At 70.5% G+C, this 16742-nt stretch carries 14 protein-coding genes and 1 tRNA gene; 9 read left to right on the top strand and 6 right to left on the bottom strand.

Going from position 1 to position 16742, the window contains the following annotated elements:
- Positions 1-181 precede the first annotated feature (181 nt).
- From C1703_RS35050 to C1703_RS35060, 3 genes are all read right to left on the bottom strand, one after another.
- Positions 182-2257, bottom strand: a complete 2076-nt coding sequence (locus C1703_RS35050) for an MDR family MFS transporter (RefSeq protein WP_114256614.1) — start codon at positions 2255-2257, stop codon at positions 182-184.
- Positions 2258-2338: 81 nt separating this feature from the next.
- Positions 2339-3109: a precorrin-6A synthase (deacetylating) gene (gene cobF / locus C1703_RS35055; RefSeq protein ID WP_114256615.1), complete on the bottom strand. Its 771-nt coding sequence runs from the start codon at positions 3107-3109 to the stop codon at positions 2339-2341.
- A gap of 125 nt (positions 3110-3234) precedes the next feature.
- The gene (locus C1703_RS35060; RefSeq protein WP_114256616.1) at positions 3235-3813 is read right to left on the bottom strand and encodes a DUF309 domain-containing protein; all 579 of its coding nucleotides are present in this window, start codon (positions 3811-3813) and stop codon (positions 3235-3237) included.
- A 98-nt stretch (positions 3814-3911) separates the two neighbouring features.
- On the opposite strand from C1703_RS35060, the gene C1703_RS35065 reads away from it, so the two are divergent.
- A tRNA-Pro gene (locus tag C1703_RS35065) sits at positions 3912-3985 on the top strand.
- A gap of 61 nt (positions 3986-4046) precedes the next feature.
- Here C1703_RS35065 and C1703_RS35070 read toward each other — a convergent pair.
- A complete protein-coding gene (locus C1703_RS35070) occupies positions 4047-5237 on the bottom strand; it encodes an FAD-dependent monooxygenase (protein WP_114256617.1) in 1191 nt (396 codons plus the stop codon).
- A 237-nt stretch (positions 5238-5474) separates the two neighbouring features.
- On the opposite strand from C1703_RS35070, the gene C1703_RS35075 reads away from it, so the two are divergent.
- The 3 genes from C1703_RS35075 to C1703_RS35090 all read left to right on the top strand — a co-directional run bounded on the left by C1703_RS35075 (position 5475) and on the right by C1703_RS35090 (position 8248).
- Positions 5475-6137, top strand: a complete 663-nt coding sequence (locus C1703_RS35075; protein WP_114256618.1) for an NUDIX domain-containing protein — start codon at positions 5475-5477, stop codon at positions 6135-6137.
- A gap of 89 nt (positions 6138-6226) precedes the next feature.
- Positions 6227-7210 carry an aldo/keto reductase gene (locus C1703_RS35080; protein ID WP_114256619.1) on the top strand — a complete coding sequence of 328 codons (984 nt, stop codon included), beginning with the start codon at positions 6227-6229 and terminating at the stop codon, positions 7208-7210.
- A gap of 219 nt (positions 7211-7429) precedes the next feature.
- Positions 7430-8248: a DUF427 domain-containing protein gene (locus C1703_RS35090; protein WP_114256620.1), complete on the top strand. Its 819-nt coding sequence runs from the start codon at positions 7430-7432 to the stop codon at positions 8246-8248.
- A gap of 35 nt (positions 8249-8283) precedes the next feature.
- Here C1703_RS35090 and C1703_RS35095 read toward each other — a convergent pair whose 3' ends face one another.
- Both C1703_RS35095 and C1703_RS35100 read right to left on the bottom strand, forming a co-directional pair.
- Positions 8284-9357 (bottom strand): hypothetical protein, encoded by a 1074-nt coding sequence (locus C1703_RS35095; RefSeq protein ID WP_114256621.1) that lies wholly within the window; start codon positions 9355-9357, stop codon positions 8284-8286.
- A 266-nt stretch (positions 9358-9623) separates the two neighbouring features.
- On the bottom strand, positions 9624-10364 hold the full coding sequence (locus C1703_RS35100) for a TetR/AcrR family transcriptional regulator (protein ID WP_114256622.1): 741 nt from the start codon (positions 10362-10364) through the stop codon (positions 9624-9626).
- Between the two features lie 259 nt (positions 10365-10623).
- Between C1703_RS35100 and C1703_RS35105 the strand changes: the two genes are divergently transcribed.
- From C1703_RS35105 to C1703_RS35125, 5 genes are all read left to right on the top strand, one after another.
- Complete coding sequence (locus tag C1703_RS35105) at positions 10624-11832, top strand: DegT/DnrJ/EryC1/StrS family aminotransferase (RefSeq protein WP_232840681.1); 1209 nt, start codon at positions 10624-10626, stop codon at positions 11830-11832.
- Positions 11832-12890: an LCP family protein gene (locus C1703_RS35110; protein ID WP_114256624.1), complete on the top strand. Its 1059-nt coding sequence runs from the start codon at positions 11832-11834 to the stop codon at positions 12888-12890. The genes C1703_RS35105 and C1703_RS35110 overlap by 1 nt, the downstream gene beginning before the upstream one ends.
- A 123-nt stretch (positions 12891-13013) precedes the next feature.
- Positions 13014-14489: a polysaccharide biosynthesis C-terminal domain-containing protein gene (locus tag C1703_RS35115; RefSeq protein WP_114256625.1), complete on the top strand. Its 1476-nt coding sequence runs from the start codon at positions 13014-13016 to the stop codon at positions 14487-14489.
- Positions 14486-15688: a hypothetical protein gene (locus tag C1703_RS35120; protein ID WP_157993202.1), complete on the top strand. Its 1203-nt coding sequence runs from the start codon at positions 14486-14488 to the stop codon at positions 15686-15688. Before C1703_RS35115 ends, C1703_RS35120 begins: the two co-directional genes overlap by 4 nt.
- On the top strand, positions 15685-16722 hold the full coding sequence (locus tag C1703_RS35125; RefSeq protein ID WP_114256627.1) for a glycosyltransferase family 2 protein: 1038 nt from the start codon (positions 15685-15687) through the stop codon (positions 16720-16722). Before C1703_RS35120 ends, C1703_RS35125 begins: the two co-directional genes overlap by 4 nt.
- The last annotated feature ends 20 nt before the right edge of the window (positions 16723-16742 follow it).

Below are 16742 nucleotides of genomic sequence, written 5' to 3' on the forward strand. Positions count from 1 at the left end.
CGCACGACGGCAGACTGAGGGCCACGGCCGCGGTGCCTGCGGTTGCGGAAGTGAACCCGCCTCGCGACCCGCCCGGTCCACGGTCCAGGTTCGGCGCTCCGCCCGGCGGTTCCCTCTGCAAGGTCAGCTCGTTGAAACACGGCCTGGGCCGCTGGGGCCGGCCCAGGAGGAGGGAGTCCCCTCACACCGTGCTGGTCGCCAGGACCCTCGTCGGCCTGGTCGGCAGCCCGTGGCTCAGGTCCTCCACCAGGAGCCGCTTCGCGATCGCGTCGACCGCCACGCGCAGGTCGCTGTCCGAGGGGCGGCCGATGTCCTGCCCGAGCCGGTCCTCCAGCCAGGCGGCCCAGGCCCGGCTGATGACGGCCGCCTCGCGGGCACCCGCCTCCGTGTGCGAGAGGAGGGAGCCGTCGCGGCTGAGGAACCCCTCGTCGACCATCCGCTCGAAGACGGGCAGCAGCACCTCGGGCGGCATCCTGCGCCGGGCGGCGATCAGCCCCAGGCTGGCGTGGCCGACCAGCCGCGTGAACAGTTCGACCTGCATCACCGCCCACGCCCCGGCCACATCGAGCCGGGTGTCGGACTCCAGGACGATCCGGCGGGTGGTGTCCAGGTCCGTGCTGCCGATGATCTTTCCGACGGCGGCCTCCAGCACCCGCTGGGAGTCCGGGCCGTGGGGCGAGGCGAACCCCTCACCCAGGTCGGTCGACCCGGTCCGGGCGGTGTCGCGCAGCCGGACCTGCTTGAGGAACAGGGCGACGAGGAAGCCCAGCGCGGCGACGGGCACCGTCCACAGGAAGACGGTCCGGAGGGTGTCGGCGTAGGCGTCGACGATCGGGGCGGCCACCGCCGGCGGCAGTCCGTGCACACCGTCCGGGCTGGTCGCCGCGGTCGCGACGGTGCCCGGCTCCAGGCCACCGGACCGCGCCGCCTGCCCCACCCCCTCCCGCAGGTTGGGCGTCAGCGCGTTGGTGTAGATCGTGCCGAACACGGCCGTGCCGAACGAACTGCCCAGCGTGCGGAAGAAGGTGACCCCGGAGGTCGCCGTGCCCAGGTCGGCGTAGTCGACGGTGTTCTGCACCGCGATCGTCAGCACCTGCATGCTCAGCCCGATGCCGGTGCCCAGCACGAACATGTAGAGGGACTCCAGCCCCGACCCGGTGCCCGGCCCCATGAGGGACATCAGGTACAGGCCGAGGCCCATCACCAGCGAGCCGACGATCGGGAAGAGCCGGTACCGGCCGGTCCTGCTGACCACCGTGCCGCTGAACACCGACGCGATGAGCAGCCCCGCCACCATCGGCAGGGTCCGCACCCCGGAGATCGTGGCCGAGTCGCCGTCGACGTACTGCAGATACGTCGGCAGGTACGTCAGCGCGCCCAGCATCGCGAAGCCGACGATGAAGCTCAGCACCGAGCAGACCGTGAACACCGGGTTGGCGAACAGCCGCATCGGCAGCATCGGTTCGCGCGCCCGGGTCTCCACCCGGCAGAACAGGCCGAGCGCGACCACACCGCCCGCGAACAGCGCGATGATCACCCCCGAGCCCCACGCGTACTCGTTGCCGCCCCAGCTCGTCGCCAGGATCAGCGCGCCGGCCCCGGCCGCGACGAGCGCGATGCCCAGGTAGTCGATGACCGGCCGGGACGCCGACTTCACCACCGGAATGGTCCGGGCCGCCGCCAGCACCACGACGATCGCGATGGGCACGTTGACGTAGAACGCCCACCGCCACGTCAGGTGGTCGGTGAACAGCCCGCCCAGCAGCGGCCCGATGACCGTGGACACCCCGAACACCGCGCCGATCGCGCCCTGGTACTTGCCGCGCTCGCGCAACGGGATCACGTCGGCGATCAACGCCATCGACGTGACCATCAGCCCGCCCGCGCCGATGCCCTGCATCGCCCGCCAGGCGATCAGCAGCGGCATGTTCGTGGCCAGACCGCACAGGAACGAGCCCGTGATGAACACGACCGCCGAGACCTGGAAGACCACCTTGCGGCCGAACAGGTCGCCGAACTTGCCGACCAGCACGGTCGACACGGTCTCCGCGAGGAGGTACGAGGTGACCACCCAGGACATGTGGTCCGCCCCGCCCAGGTCCGAGACGATGGTCGGCAGGGCGGTGCCGACGATGGTCTGGTCGAGGGCCGCGAGCAGCATCCCGAGCATGATCGTCACGAAGACGACGTTGCGGCGACGGGTGTCCAGCACCGGCGGCTGGGAGACGGGCGGGGCGGTTTCCTCCACGACGGTCACGTCGTCACCTTCACACCTGTGGGCTACGTGCGCATGCCAGAACGTCCGCACGGGTGCCCGGCGCTGAGCCCGCCAGTCACGTCAGTCGCGGGGGTTCCGGCGCAGCAGATAGGTGTCCATGATCCAGCCCTTGCGCTCGCGGGCCTCGGCCCGCAACCGCTCGATGCGGGGGGCGGCCTCGGCGATCGGGCCGGAGACCAGGATCTCGTCCGGGGTGCCGATGTAGGCGCCCCAGTAGATGTCGACGTCCTCCTGCGCGAACCGCCGGAAGGCCTGGTGGGCGTCGAGCATCACCACCACGTCGTCCACGCCCTCCGGAAAGCCCTCCGCGAGCCGCCGCCCCGTGGTGATCTGCACCGGCCGGGCGACCCGGTTGAGGCCCGTCCGGTGCCGGGCGACGAGCGCCGAGACGCTGCTGATGCCGGGCACGACGTCGTACTCGAACGCCACCGCGCCCCGCTCCAGCACCTCCTCCAGGATCCCCAGCGTGCTGTCGTACAGCGAGGGGTCCCCCCACACCAGGAACGCGCCGGTCTGCTCCTCGCCGAGTTCCTCGGCGATCAGCCGCTCGTAGATGCCGGCCCGGGCGCTGCGCCAGTCCTCGACGGCGGGGGAGTAGGCCGCGCCGCCGGCGCTCCGGTCCCGCTCGGGGTCGCGCGCCTCGACGACCCGGTACGTGCCCGGTGGAACGTGCGTGTCGAGCATGTCCCGCCGCAGCCCGGTGAGATCCGCCTTCACCTCGCCCTTGTCCAGGATGAAGAACACGTCCGTGCTCCGCAGTGCCTTGACCGCCTGGAGGGTGAGCTGGTCCGGGTCGCCCGCGCCGATACCGATGACATGAATCTTTCGCACGCCCCGAGTCTGCCGTACGGGTGGGGGCGGGGTTTCACCGCGTCCGTGGGTGAGGGTGCGGGGCTTCACTGTGCGGCTCGATTGCGGCCGGCTAAGCGTTCCGGCTCGGTGCCCCGCGCCCTGGCTCAGCCCCCCGCGCCCGCTCCCCGCAGCCGGGGCGCCCGCGCTCCCGCGTCCACGGCGCGGCCGTCCCGCTCCACCTCCCGCGCCAGCTCCCGGGCCCACTCGGCGACGGTCCCGACGTCGATGCCGTGCGGGACGGCCCGCCCGGAGCCGGACACCCACGTCTCGGCCGCGCTCGCACCCCGCCGCAGCAGCCGCGCCCCGCCCGTGAGATTGCCGCGGGCGGCGTGCGTCAGGCCCACGGCGAGCTGGGCGAGGCCGCGCCACAGCTCCCGTTCCTCCTCGGGCCCCGACTTCCACGCGTCCTCGAAGACCTCGTGGGCGTGGAACGGCTTGCCCTGGTCCAGCAGCCGCTGCGCCTCCGCGACGGTCTCCTCCGGGGTGCGGACGACCCCCTCGGGCTGGCGGGGCACGCCGTCCGCGCCGTACGGCAGGGGCCGGCCGAGACCGTCCCGCGGCCGGGCGTTGCGCGCCCGCCCCTCGCTGTCGCGGTCCCGCGCACCGGCCGGCCGTCCCGTGCTGTCCTCACCGCTCGTGCTGCCCCCACTGCCCGAGCCGTTCTCCTCGCCTGTGCTGCCCATACGCCGATTGTCCCGCCCGGGCCGCTTTCGGCGCGGCCGGGGGTGTGGGGTAAAGTGCTGTTCGCGCGATCACGCGGTTCACCGCGGATGGCGCGCACCGGGACGTGGCGCAGCTTGGTAGCGCACTTGACTGGGGGTCAAGGGGTCGCAGGTTCAAATCCTGTCGTCCCGACGGTGCGGAAAAGGCCTCCGCGGGCAGTAGCCCGCGGGGGCCTTTCCCATGCCCGGAGGGATCAAGGAACCCGGTGCCCGTACAGCCAGTCCAGTCGACGGTGGTACACGTGGGGAGCCAGTTTGCCGAGGAACCACAGGGGCACGTGGGCGAAGCGGCCGTCCTGGTGGAAGCGTCGGCCGTTCTCGCGCGAACCGGCCTGGACGCGTGCGGTGCGCGGTCGCCTGATCGCGGCGTACGAGCGCAGCGCCCGCGGCACGTCGCCAGTGCGTTCGAGTCGCTGGGCCAGGACCTGCGCGTCCTCGATGGCCATGGCGGCACCCTGGGCCAGGTAGGGCAGCATCGGATGGCAGGCGTCACCGAGGAGCGCGACGCGTCCGTCGGTCCAGTCCTCCAGGGGCTCGCGGTCGAACAGCGCCCAGCGGTAATGGGCGTCCGCCTCCCGGAGGACGGTGGTGACCGTGGGGTGCCAGCCCTCGAAATCGGCCAGCGCGTCCCGCCGGGTACCGCGCTCGGTCCAGGACTCGCCCCGCCACGCGTCGCGCTCCACCACCGCCACGAGATTGGCCAGCGCCCCGCCGCGCAGCCGGTAGGTGATCGCGTGACGCCGCTCGCCCACCCAGAGGCACGCGGTGGGCGGGGGCACGTCACGCCCCAGCCGCTCGATCGGGACGGTGACCCGCCAGGCGACGTGGCCGGTGAACCGGGGCTCACCGGCCCCCAGCAGCTGACCGCGGATCACCGAGTGGATGCCGTCCGCCCCGACGAGCAGGCTGCCGCTGACCCGACGCCCCGAGTCGAGCACCGCCGTGACCTGCTCCGGGTCCTGCTGGTAGCCCCGCACCGCCGACCCGGTGCGCAGGGTGATGTCCAGGCCGCTGCCGGCCGTCCCGGCGAGGAGGGCGTCGAGCAGGTCCGCGCGGTGGACGTGCAGGTAGGGCGCGCCCCACCGCCGTACGGCCGTCTCGGCCAGTTCGACGCGGAACACGCGCCGGCCGGAGCGGCCGAGCCGCATCTCGACCGCCTCGGGACGGAACGTCGTGGGCAGCAGCCGGTCCAGCACGCCCAGGGTGCTCAGCACGCGCACCCCGTTGGGGCTCAGCTGGATGCCCGCGCCGATCTCCCCGAGGGCCGCCGCCCGCTCCAGCACCGTCACCCGCCACCCGGTGCGGCCGAGGGCGAGCGCGGCGGCCAGCCCGCCGATACCGGCCCCGACGACGAGCGCGTGCCGCGTGCTCCGGCCTGTCTCCATGAGTCCTCCCCCGTGCGGTGAACCGGACCACCGCGGCCGTGCAGACATGCTCGCAAGGACCCCGGTGCGGCCCCCTCCACTGTCCCCCGGCTCACGGCGCGACGGGCAGACGCAGACGCGCCACGCCGCCGTGCCCGGACACCCGGGCGGACCCGGAACGTACGGCGACGGACCGCCCCGGATGGTAGAAGCGGGCATGACCACTTCGCTTCTCCCTCCCCGCCCGGCCGGTGCCCGATGACCGCCGGCATCGACACCCCCGACCGCAGGGGCCGCACCGGACTCGACCGCACCGGCCGGGACCTCACCGGCAACCCCCGCGTCAAGGTCCGCGACGTGAAACTCCTGTCCAGCCACTGGTACGTCGAACGCACCACGACCTTCGACTTCCGGCACGCCGACGGCACCTGGAGCACCCAGGAACGCGAGACGCACGACCGCGGCAACGGGGCGACCATGCTCCTGTACGACACCGAACGCGAAACGGTGCTGCTCACCCGCCAGTTCCGCTTCCCCGTGTACGTCAACGGGCACCCCGACGGCATGCTCGTGGAGACACCGGGCGGGCTCCTCGACGACGATGACGAGCACCCGGAGATCGCCGTCCGGCGCGAGGTCGTGGAGGAGACCGGCCACACCATCGGCGAGGTCCGGCACGTCTTCGACGTCTACATGAGCCCCGGCTCGGTCACCGAACGCGTCAGCTTCTACGCCGCCGCCTACGGCCCCTCGACCCGCACCCACGAGGGGGGCGGCCTGGGCGAGGAGGGCGAGGACATCGAGATCCTCGAACTGCCCTTCCGCAGGGCGCTGGAGATGATCCGCACCGGGGAGATCGCCGACGCGAAGACCATCATGCTGCTGCAGTGGGCGGCGTTGGAGGGACCGTTCGCGAAGTGAGGCCCGGCGGCCTTGACTTGGAGTGCTCTTCAAGATGAAGACTCCCGTGCATGCCCCCGGCCACCGGGGTGCGCACGGGAGGAGCAGCCATGAAGTACCGCACGATCGGCACGGACCCGCGGACCCGCCGCGAGGTGAGCGTGCTCGCGCTCGGCGCGATGCTGTTCGGTTCGGTGACGGACGAGAAGACGTCCTTCGCCGTCCTCGACCGCTACGTCGAGGCCGGCGGCACCTTCATCGACACGTCCGACAACTACGCCTTCTGGACCGACGGCGGTCAGGGCGGGCAGAGCGAGGAACTGCTCGGGCGCTGGCGGCGCAGCCGCGGCATCGGCGACGAGATCGTCATCGCCACCAAACTCGGCGCCCGCCCACTGGCCCCCGGCACCAGCTACCTTGACAACCGGGAGGGCCTGTCGGCGAAGGTGCTCCGCGAGTCCGCCGAACGCAGCCGCGAGCGGCTCGGCGTGGAGAAGCTGGGCCTGCTGTACGCGCACATCGAGGACCACAAGGTCCCCCTCCAGGAGACCGTCGAGGGCTTCGCCGCCCTGGTCGCCGAGGGCACTGTCGGACTGCTCGGCGCGAGCAACCACGCCACCTGGCGCGTCGAGCGGGCCCGGGCCCTCGCCGCCGCGGCCGGACTCCCCGGCTACGAGGTGCTCCAGTACGCCCACACCCTCCTGCGTCCCCGCACCGACGTGCCCGAGGACCTCTTCCCGGACGGCAGCCTCGGCCACGCCGGCCCCGACCTCCTGAGTTACCTGAGGGCCGAACCCGGTCTGACCCTGGTCGCCTACTCACCCCTGCTGAAGGGGGCCTACACCCGCCCGGAACGGCTGCCCGCGGACTTCGACCACCCCGGCACCCCGCCCCGGCTGGCGGCGCTGCGCGAGGTGGCCCGCGAGACCGGGGCGACCCTCAACCAGGTCGTACTCGCCTGGCAGCTCGGCGGCGAGCTGCCGATCATCCCGCTCGCCGGGGTCTCCTCGGTGGCCCAGCTGGAGGAGAACCTCGCCGCGGTGGACCTGGACCTGACCGCCGAGCAGCGGGCGAGGCTGGACGCGGCGCACTGAGAGCGTGGGACCGTGGAGGGAACCGGTCATCCGGCCATCGGTCACCCGGGCATCGGTCACCGGGGCATCGGTCACCGGCCATCGGTCACCCGGGCATCGGTCACCCGGGCATCGGTCACCGGGGCATCGGTCACCGGGGCATCGGTCACCCGGGCATCGGTCACCCGAGCGTCGGTCACCCGGGCATCGGAATTCGGACCTCCGGAAGGAGCACCGGCCATGACCACCCACCCGGCCCACCCCGCCGCCCGCTCGATCAGAACCACCCCCGAAGGCCTCCTGTGGGAGCCCAGCGAGCGCTGGGTGCGCGGCCGGAAGGGCGACATCACCGTCGTCGACAGCCGGCACCCGGTGCTCGTCTGGGAGCCCCACCTGCCCGTGCCGCAGTACGCCTTCCCCCGCGAGGACGTCCGCACCGACCTCCTCCACCCGGCGCAGCACCCGCCGACGGGCACCCACACCGGCTCGCAGATCTTCTACGACCTCCGGGCCGGTGGAGACGTACGGCCGAACGCGGCCTGGACCTTCCCCGCCGACGACCTGGCCGGCCACATCGCCTTCGAGTGGTTCCGCCGTACCGACACGGGCCTCGACCACTGGTACGAGGAAGAGGAAGAGATCTTCATCCACCCCCGCGACCCGCACAAACGCGTGGACGCACTGCCCAGCAGCCGCCATGTACAGGTCGAGATCGACGGCCGGACGGTCGCGGACACCCGGGCCCCCGTCCTGCTCTTCGAGACCTCCCTGCCGATCCGCTACTACGTCCCCCGCGAGGACGTCCGCCTGGATCTGTTCGACGCCACCGACCACAGCACGGGATGCCCCTACAAGGGAACCGCCGCGTACTGGTCCTGGCGCGGCGGGGGCGAGGTACCGCCCAACATCGTCTGGAGCTACCCCGACCCACTGCCCGCGGTGGCCGCGATCAAGGACCGGTTCGCCTTCTTCAACGAGGCGGTCGACATCACCGTGGACGGCGAGCGCCTGGAACGGCCCGTCACACCGTTCAGCGCGATGCTGCGCCGGAGGCCGTGAGGGGCTACGCGCGCGAAGAGAGACAAGGTCCGCCCTCAGACCTGCATGGAGTCTGGTTCATCATCGGTGATCTGCCTGGTCACACCGATGAAGGTGTTACCGGTCGACGTGCCCAGAGCGCCTTTGTAGTTGTAGATGGCCCACTGCATTCCGTTGAACGTGTTGTCGTACACATTCGCGCCGATGTGGTAGTTGATGCTGACCCCGAACCGGTTCGCATTCCCGATGTCGTGGATGTTGTTGTGGTAGACGTTCAGGTTCTTCGCGGCGTTGAACGGGCCGTCGCTCATTCCGATGATCAGGATGCCGTCCGTGAATCTGCTGCCACTGATGTCATTGTCGTGGATGGCGATGTTGTCGGCCGGCGCGTTCTGGAATCCGCTGTACACGATACCCGGCAACGTGCCCGTGCCGGTCGTGGATCCGCCGATGATCGTGTTGTGGTGAACGGACACGTCGGACAGGGTGTCGCCGGACGAGTTGGGCTCAAGGTCGATGGGGCCGGGCATCCCGGAACGCGAGCACTTGGTGAAGGTATTGCCGTGCACTTCGATGTGTGTGCCCGTGATGATCGAAACACCGTTTCGATTGAAGTAATCGGATGAGAACGTGTTGTTCGGCCCGATCATGCAATTCTTGGCGGAGCTTCCGATGTTCACGTAGACGCCGTCGCCGATGATGTTCCGGAACTCGCAGTTCTTGACGGTCACGTTGCTTATGTTCCCGTGGATTCTCAAGCAGTGACGGAACTGAGACCAGGTGGCTCCCTGGTTCGCCGCACGTCCGTCGAACTTGAGGTTGTCGATCGTGACGCCTGATCCGCTCACCCTCAGTATCTCGTCGCTTTGCGTGGCTGACGAAGTGGAGTTGTCCGGGAAGCGCAGGGTCGAACCGTTGCCCTCGACGTAGCAGTTGGCCGGGATCGACAGCGAAGTGACCGTGTAGGTGCGCCCCGCCGGAAAGACAAGGCGCTTTCCTTCGGCGGCGTCGGCCGCCAACTGGGGTGTGGCGTAGTCCGTGACGAGAACCTTGCCGCTGCCGCTGGAGGGGAGTCGCACTGCGGCCAGAAGGGGGACCGACGTCAGTGCCAGCATCGATCTGCGGGTCATGGGGCGGGAATTCTTGAAAATTTTCACTGGCGACCTCTGTGATCAGAATGAATCCGGAAACTCCGTGTGAATAATTCAGCGGCCGACGCCACTCGCCGCATTGTACCCCCGCTGAATCCACAGACCCTTGTGCCGGAAACTGGCCCCTCAGGTGAGCCACTAATGATCATTACCCGTCAGTGGGCGTAACCCGCGACAGGTGGCCGCTCAGACCTTGAAATGGCGGAGACGGTACGGGAATTGTCCCCGCATACTGTGCCGCTACTTCACTTCCGGGCGAACCGGTCGAGCAGTGCGTCCAGCCCGGCCATCAGGTCCTCGGGGCCGCCCTGTTCGACGAGCGAGGTGGCGGTCGCCCGGAGCGTGGGCAGCTCCTGAGGTGACAGGCGGTGCAGACCGAGACGGAAGGCGGGGTCCGGTTCATCAGGGTTGTCCACCATGGGGCGCAGCTCCACGGAGATGTAGCCGAGCAGCCAGGCGGTGAAGGAGCGGAAGACGGAAGAGGCGGTGGCCTCGTCGAAACCGGCCTCCTTCAGCAGGGTGAGCACGCGTTCATGGTCCCTGAGGACGGCGGAGGGGCGCCGCGCCAGCGGTACCGCCAGCATGCGCGTGGAGAGGAGCGGCACCGCCTGCGGGTGGGCGAGGCACACCTCGTAGGTGGCTCGCGCGATGCGGTGGAGCTGGGTGCGCCACGCCGGCGCCTCGGCGGTGGCCCGGGCCGGCGGCTCGATGCTCAGCCGTTCCTCCAGTTTGAGGTACAGGGCCTCGACCAGGCCGTCCAGGAGGGCGTCCTTGCTCGCCGCGTACCGGTAGAGCGCCATCGCCTCCACGCCGAGCTCGGCGCCCAGACGGCGCATGCTCAGCGCGCCCAGTCCCTCCCGGTCCACCAGTTCCAGGGCGCTGGCCAGCACGCGCTCCCGGCTCAGCCGGCCGTAGCGCCCGCGGTCGCTCGCCCGGCGCGCCGGGCCGCTCCCCGTCCGCCGTACCCCGGCCTCTTCTTCGGCCATGCGTTGCCTCCAGCAGGTCTGCCCGAACGGTGGTCGTGCTGCTGTTGACTCTACGCAGCAACCGGAGGAATCTGTACGTATACGTCGTAAACATACGGGATAGGGGCGGGCTGGATCCCGAAAAGGCAGCACAGGGGAGTACGCCATGACCATCCACAGGCTGCGGCCCCGGCAGCGACCGGTCGGACGCGGCCGACCCCCCGCTCTCGACGGCGCGCCGCCAAAACCGGAGTCCGCAGTCGAGAAGGTGCCCTTCGCGGTGACGTGGATCAGTCCGGAAGCCCGGCGAGCGGCGCAGGACGTGCTCGCCTCGGGCTGGGTGACCACCGGTCATGAGACGGAACTCTTCGAGAGCGACTTCGCGGCGCACGTCGAAGCCGAACACGCCATCGCGGTGAGTTCGTGCACGGCAGCGCTCGAACTGGCGCTGCGTGCCCTGCGGCTCCCGCCCGGCGCGACGGTGCTGGTCCCGGCGGTGACCTTCTGCGGCGCGGCCCACGCGGTCCTGCACGCCGGGCTCCGGCCGGTGCTGGTCGACATCGATCCGCGCACAGCGACCCCGACTCCGGCCACGGTCGCCCATGCGGTCCGGAGCTGCGGACGTCCCCAGGCGATGATGGTCCTGCACTACGCAGGGGCCCCGGCACCGGTGGCCGCGCTGGCGGAGGCCGCGCGGCTGCCCCTGGCGCGGGTCGTCGAGGACGCCGCCCACGCCCTGGGCACCTCTGTGGGCGACCTGCCGGTGGGAAGCCTGTCCAGAGCGACCTGCTTCAGTTTCTACGCCACCAAGAACCTGCCCATCGGAGAGGGCGGCATGGTGACCACGGACGACGCGGAACTCGCCGCGGGGATCCGTCGCGCCAGGCTCCACGGCATGTCCGCCGACGCCTGGCGGCGCATGCTGCCGGGCGGACGCTGGCGGTACACCGTCGAGGAGGCCGGCCTGAAGGCCAACATGACGGATGTACAGGCTGCCATCGGTCGGGCCCAGCTCCAGCACTTCGCGGAGTGGCAGCGACGGCGGCACGCCTTGGCCGCACGGTACGACAAGGCGCTCGCGGCCGTTCCCGGGATCGAGCCGCTGGACGTCCCCGCCCCGGGGCGGCACGCCCGTCACCTGTACGTGGTGCGGGTGCTGGCGGAGTACGGGACCGGCCGTGACGAACTGGTCGAGGCGCTGGCGGCGCACGGCATCGGTACCTCCGTCCACTTCATTCCCCTGCACCACTTGCCGCACTTCCAGCGCACTGCCCTCACCCCGCCCGGTGGCCTGCCGGGAGCCGACCTGCTCTTCCCCCAGTTGCTGTCCCTCCCTCTGCACCCCTTCCTCAGCGACGCGGCGGTCGACCGGGTCTGCGGGGAACTCGCCGGGCTCAGGCCTGATCGGCCCACCGGACCACCCGCTCACCCGAGCAGGCCGACTCGGCCTGCTACCGCCCTGGCCCACCCGTACGCGGAAGGCCGCTGATGTTCACGCGCCGTCGGCGGGACCAGCGGCCGCCCGGAGAGGCTCCGGGAAGCGGCGGACGGCCGCGCCGCCGGCTGCGGACCCTGCTGGTGTGCCTGGTGATCGCGGTGGCCGGTCTGCTGGCGCTCGGTGCCGGCGGCGTGTGGTGGGCCACCAACCACTACGGCGACCAGGTGGAGCGGATTCCCCACGCGCTCCCCGACGGCCCGCGGCCCCCGAAGCCGGACGATCCGGAGGGCAAGAACAACCACGGCACCACTTTCCTGCTCGCCGGGCTCGACAGTCGCTCCGCGAAACCCACCACCGGGGGCAACGCCGTGGCCGATCTCTGGAAGGCCGGAGCCCAGCGAAGTGACACCCTGATGCTGGTTCACCTCGGCCCCGGCGAGCGCACGTCGTACACCGTGTCGATACCCCGTGACAGCTGGGTGCCCATCCCCGGACACGGATCGGCGAAGATCAACGCAGCCTTCTCCTGGGGTGGCCCGCGGCTCCTCGTCGAGACGGTCGAGCAGCTCACGCGCGTGAGGGTCGACCACTTCGCCGTCATCGACTGGCATGGCTTCAGGTCGCTCACCGACGCCGTGGGCGGTGTGCCGATCACCGTGCCCGCGGATTCCTACGACCCGGAGCAGAAACGGCACTTCACAGCGGGAACCCACACGATGAACGGCGAGGAGGCGCTCTCCTACGTCCGGCAGCGCCATGGTCTGCCCGGTGGAGAGCTGGACCGGATCAAACGGCAGCAGCAGTTCCTGCGGGCCCTCATCGGTGAGATACGCGACGACGTGAGCATCACCAACCCCCTGAAGATCGACCGGGTGCTCGACGCCATCACCGGGACCGTGAGCGTGGACGACCAGTTGTCCAACGGCGACCTGCGGGACCTCGTCCTCGGCCTGCGGCACCTGGACTCGGCGGACGCCTACTTCACCACCGCACCGATCGTCCGGTCCGACTTCATCGACCGCCAGTACGTCCTGATCCTCGACCGGGCCGGCCTGCGATCGCTGTGCCACGGGATCGAGACCGGAAACCCGCCAGGGACAAGGAAGTGAGGCGGTCACGTGCGCCTCCGCCGCCATGCGAAGCCGTTCCCGGGCCCCCGGGGCACGCCCGGACCCGGAGAGGCGGCCCACCCGCGGGCTCCCGCCGGCCAGGGCCGGACTCTCGTCTCCGGCATGGGCTTCAGCGCACTCGCGCAGAGCGCGCCGCTGCTCACCAACCTGGCGCTGACGCCCGTCCTGATCCATCGGCTGGGACTCGACCGGTTCGGTGTCTGGTCGCTGATCCTGGTGTTCCTGGCCACCCTCACCGTGCTGGACGGGGGAGTCGGCGCATCGCTCGCGCGTTTCTACGCCTACCACGGCGCCCGCGGCGACCGGGACGGCACAGGGCGACTGGTCGTCGGGTCGGTGGCGGTTTTCCTGGCGCTCGGCGCCCTCGTCACCGGACTCTGCGCGCTGCTCGGACCCGTCGTGGTGAGCGCCCTCGACGTGCCACCGCGGCTGACGGAGGAAGCCGAGCAACTGCTGCTGATCCTCGGCCCGCTCCTCACCCTGGCCCTGGTCTCCAACTCCGCCATCGCGCTGCTCCAGGCGAACGCCCGCTTCCGCAGCCTGGCCTCCGTCAGCGCGGGATCCTGTCTGACCTACGCGGTCGCGGTGGTCGTACTCGTCGACGGCGGGCAAGACCTGCTGCTGCTCGCTGTTCTGACCACCATGAGATACGCCCTGGTGACGGTCGGGGGCTTCTGCGCGGGGGCCCGGCACATCCGCATCCGGCGACCGCTGCTGCCGGAGCCGGCCGAGCGGCGCGACTTCATCGGCTACGCCTCCCGCATGCAGTTGTCGGGCTTCACCGTCTTCCTCAACGGAGAGATCGACGCCCTGGTGATCGCCGCGCTGCTGCCCGTGCGGTACGTCGGCATCTTCGCGGCCGGGTACCAGGCGGCGACCGCACTGCGCAGCCTGCCGCTCTACGCCTTCCCCCCGATCCTCACCCGGATGACGCACGTCTACGCCGCCGGCGGACTCGCCGGAGCAGTACGGGAGTTCCATGTCCTGCAGGCCCGCTGGCTGCCGGCGGTCCTCACCTACGGGGCGGTGACGACCACGGCGGTCGGACCGGCGGTCGTGGTGTGGCTGGGGCCCGATCTCGCACTCAGCGGAGCTGTGGCCGCCGTTCTGCTGGCCGGATACGCCGTGCAGGTGGCGTTCACGGGGATGCGTACCTGCTTCGTCCGGGCGATCGGCCGCCCAGGGCTGGAAACCCGGTACTCCTGGTGTTCGACGGTGGTGAACCTGGCGCTCACGGTGCCTCTGACCTTGTTGTTCGGAGTCATCGGTGTGGTGGTGGCGACTTCGATCGGAATCGTCGCGGGTTCCCTCTACCTCGTCGTCCTCTGCCGGCGGCTGGCGCGTCTGCGTGACCGGCGCCTGCCGCGGCGCTGGGTGCCGGCGACCGCGTCGGCCGTCCTCACCGCCGGTGTCGGAGAGCTCCTGGTGCTGAGGCTGGGGTGGCACGGCGCGCTGCCGCTGCTGCTGGCGGGGCTCCCCGTGCTCGCCGGCCTCGGGATCGCGTGGTCGCTCATGGCCCGCGCCCTCACCGAAGCCCCGCACACGCCGGAGCGAGTGCCTGTGAAGGAGGAAGCATGATGACCCCGACCACTTCGGAAAGGCCCGGTGAGCGGCAGCGCAAGCGGGTCCTGATCGTGGCTCAGCTGGACGGGTACGCCAACAGCGTCAAGCCCCTTGCCATCGAGCGGTTCCTGAGGGAACTCGGTCACGACGTGCGCCTGGTGGACACCAACTACCTGTCCCGGGCGTCCAGTACCCCTGGTTCCCCCGGCCGGATGCTCCCCGGATCCCTGCGCCCGGCGAAGCTGGCCCTGTACGCGAACGACATCGCGTCCAGGGTGCTCACCCGGCGGTGGGGTTTCGGACGGCGTCACCTCTCGTACTACGTGCTGCTGAGCGACCACCGTCTGCGTCGGCGCATCCTCCGGACCGACCTGGCACTCGACGACTTCGACCTCGTCATCTGTGAGACCCCTTTCGACGCCGGCGTCCTCACGACGGGCACCTCGGCCGAGACCCTGTACGACTGCCCCAACCCCTGGGCCGACGAGGTGTTTCACGAGGGCCGGCTCACGGGTCGGCAGCACCGGAGGTTCCGCGGCTGGGAAAAGGACTTCCTGGAAGGAATGGAGCACCTCTCGTTCTCCTGGGAGACCTACGGCCGGTACGCCCAGAAGCACTACGGGCTCAGCGGGGACAACTTCCTCCAGCTCAACTGGGGCTGCACCCCCTCGGACACCCGGGCGCGGTTCGCACGTCCGGCGCGCGTGGCCTACGTCGGCTCCCTCAGCGGAGAGTTCATCAACCTCCCCCTGCTGGGACGGCTCAGCCGGCTGTACCCCCACATCGATGTCTACGGCGGCCCGCCTCCGGACCCGTCCCTCGGCATCCGGTACCGCGGCTACGCGTCACCGGATGTCCTGAGCGACTATCAGTTCGGGCTGATCACCTGTACGCGGGACCCGATCCGGGAGGAGGGCTTCTCGGCCAAGCATCTGCACTATCTGGCCCACGGGCTTCCCGTCCTGGTCCCGGCCTGGCGACGACACCTCGACCTTCTCCGCGGAGCGGTGCCCTACACAGAGGAGGACTTCACCACCGTCATCGACGCGCTGAGTGACGAAACGCGGTGGACCGCGGTCAGCGACGCGGCTTACGAACAGGGACGGCGACTGGACTGGAACCGGACCCTGGAGCCGCTGCGACAGCTGCTCGACGGATCGCCCGGGCGACCGGAGCGGGACTCCGCGGCGGCAGGCAGGCACGGGTTCGCATGACCACCCCGGGGCGGCATCTCACGGCCGACATCGTGATCGTCAACTGGAACGCCGGACGTCACCTCCAGAACTGTCTGCGCTCCATCGCCCGAGCCGACCGGTCGGTGCTCCGCGTCCGCAGGGTGGTGATCGTCGACAACGCGTCGAGCGACGGCTCGGAGCGGGACCCGCACGTCCCCGGTCTGCCCGTCCGGTGGGTGCGCAACGACGAGAACCTCGGCTTCGCCCGGGCCTGCAACCAGGGCGCGGCCTTGTGCGACTCGGAGTTCCTGCTCTTCCTGAACCCGGACACCGAGCTCTGTCCGGACACGCTGCGGATCACCGGTGAGTTTCTGCGGACCCCCGCCGCGGCAGGCTTCGGGATCTTCGGGGCACGCATGGTGGACGAACAGGGACGTCCGCAGCTCTCCTGCTCCCGGTTCCCCAGCCCGCGTATACTCGCCGGCCGGATGACAGGGCTCGACCGGCTGGCGCCCGCCGTCTTCCCGCCCCAGCACATGCGGCCGGAGGAACTGTCCCGCTCGGGCCCGGTCGATCAGGTCATCGGCGCGTTCTTCCTGGTGCGCCGCTCCCTGTTCACCGAACTGAACGGTTTCGACGACGGCTACTTCCTGTATCTGGAGGAGGTCGACTTCGCCTTGCGGGCGCGGCGGTTGAACTGGCCCTCGTACCACATCAAGGAAGCGCGGGTGTATCACGCCGGACGTGTCAGTTCGTCCCAACTCGGACCGTGGCGGCATTATCTGCTGCTGTGCAGCCGCACCCGCTTCATGTTCCGGAACTGGCCGAAACGCCAGGCATGGCTGCTGACGGTCATGAGCCTGTCCGTGGAACCGGTGGCCCGGCTGGTGGGGGCGGCACTGCGGGGACAACGCCCGGAACTCCGGGCCACGATCACCGTGTACCGGGAATTCCTGCGGTGGTTTCGCCGTGGTCCCGAGCTGCCTCCGACTCCGCCCGAGATCGCACGGCGTCGTCAGTCGGGCGACACCGCGGTACGCGCGCCCAAGCGTGAAAGGCGTCTGACGGCATGAAAGAACTCATCGCACCGAGT

It is taken from the genome of Streptomyces sp. Go-475 (genome assembly GCF_003330845.1).
Taxonomy (GTDB): Bacteria; Actinomycetota; Actinomycetes; order Streptomycetales; family Streptomycetaceae; genus Streptomyces.